The 1307-nt window shown below is 60.0% G+C and carries 1 protein-coding gene; it reads left to right on the top strand.

Annotated features, from left to right (window positions below):
- Positions 1–11: 11 nt before the first annotated feature.
- Positions 12–1307 (top strand): hypothetical protein (locus tag ACP5J3_RS14690; RefSeq protein ID WP_428496361.1); only part of this gene is annotated, 1296 nt, incomplete at its 3' end.

The raw sequence follows: 1307 nt of genomic DNA, 5'->3' as shown, positions 1-1307 counted from the left end.
TCGACGGGAGGATGGTGGTTAGGTCCGACGCCGAGCCTAGGGAGGACTTGGACAAGCTGAGGGAGCTACTGCACAAGATTAAGCAGGGGTTCCGCGGAGCGGCCAAGCCCCTCGCCCTGGTCCTCCTGGTGTTCGCCTCCTCTCTCCTGTACGCCGCCAGGCAGAAGGCCCAGGAGAGGAGGAGAGACTACGGCGACTGGAAGGTGGTCATAGTCTTCGGGCCGGCGGGGAGGGCCAAAACTGCGATAATTAAAACCGCGCTCAACTTCCTCGGAATCAGCGACGACGTGGGGAGGTCCAGATTCGCCTCGGAGAACTTCATCTACCAGCAGGGGCTCTACATCCTCGACACCCGCCCGAGGATAAACACGGCGCTCACGTGCTCTACGTACGTGTCGGTTGTAGACGAAATCGCCGAAGTGGATGAGAGGGGCAACGTCAAGCGTAGCGAGAAGATGGAGGAGCTGATAAAAATGGTGGGGGGACTCTCGGCGTCTACCAGCCTGACCGGCGCCAGGGCTAAGAAGAGGGGTAAGGGGGCGGAGGACTTCTTCGCGGCTAAGAGGACGATAATCGGCATAACTAACTACAGCCCCGAGCTGTTCCTAAACCTCCGGGACTCCGCCATTGCCAGGAGGCTGATTATCGTAGAGATAGACCTCCCGCCGCCCGGCTACATAGGCCTTGAGAGCTACAGGGGGAACAACGTGGCGGGGTGGCTCGCCAAGACGGCGGAGGCCGAGGACTTCTGGAGGCTGGTGGAGGAGTCAGTCGAGAGGCAGGTTAAGGAGCTCGGCTTCCAGAGGCCCTCGACGATACTGGCTCTGGCCTACGCAATTGCGAAGATGGCGGAGAGGGAGACCGGCGATCCCATATTCATGGAGGCCTACAAGGCGCTGGAGGAGATTGAGATTGAAAACGCCGAGAGAGTGAAGGAGGCTATCACAGCTGTGAAGACGCCGGAGGAGAGGTTCCGGGAGTACGTCTTGTCGAGGCGCGATCCCCGCAGGCCGGAGACCCTGGCGGAGCTCTTTGCTAGACTAATCAAGGAGCCGAAGCCGGAGTTCAGAGCCTTCGGTCCAGACTCCGACACCTGGCGCGAGGCGGAAGACGTGGCTAGCAAAGTCGCGGCGATGGCTAGCACCAGCGTCTTCGTCGCGGACTTCGTCAGACACTTAACCGGTGTAAACCCCGAAGAGGCCGTCAACGAGAAGCAAAACGAAATACTGAGGCACAGGCTGACGTCGGCCTACAAGATCTGCATCAAGTACAACATCGTCGGGCAGAGGCGGATGATGACCACTCCG

Source organism: Pyrobaculum sp. (assembly GCF_049971835.1).
GTDB lineage: Archaea > Thermoproteota > Thermoprotei > Thermoproteales > Thermoproteaceae > Pyrobaculum.
Note: the sequence above shows the minus strand (reverse complement) of the source record. Positions and strands in the feature narration are given on the sequence as shown.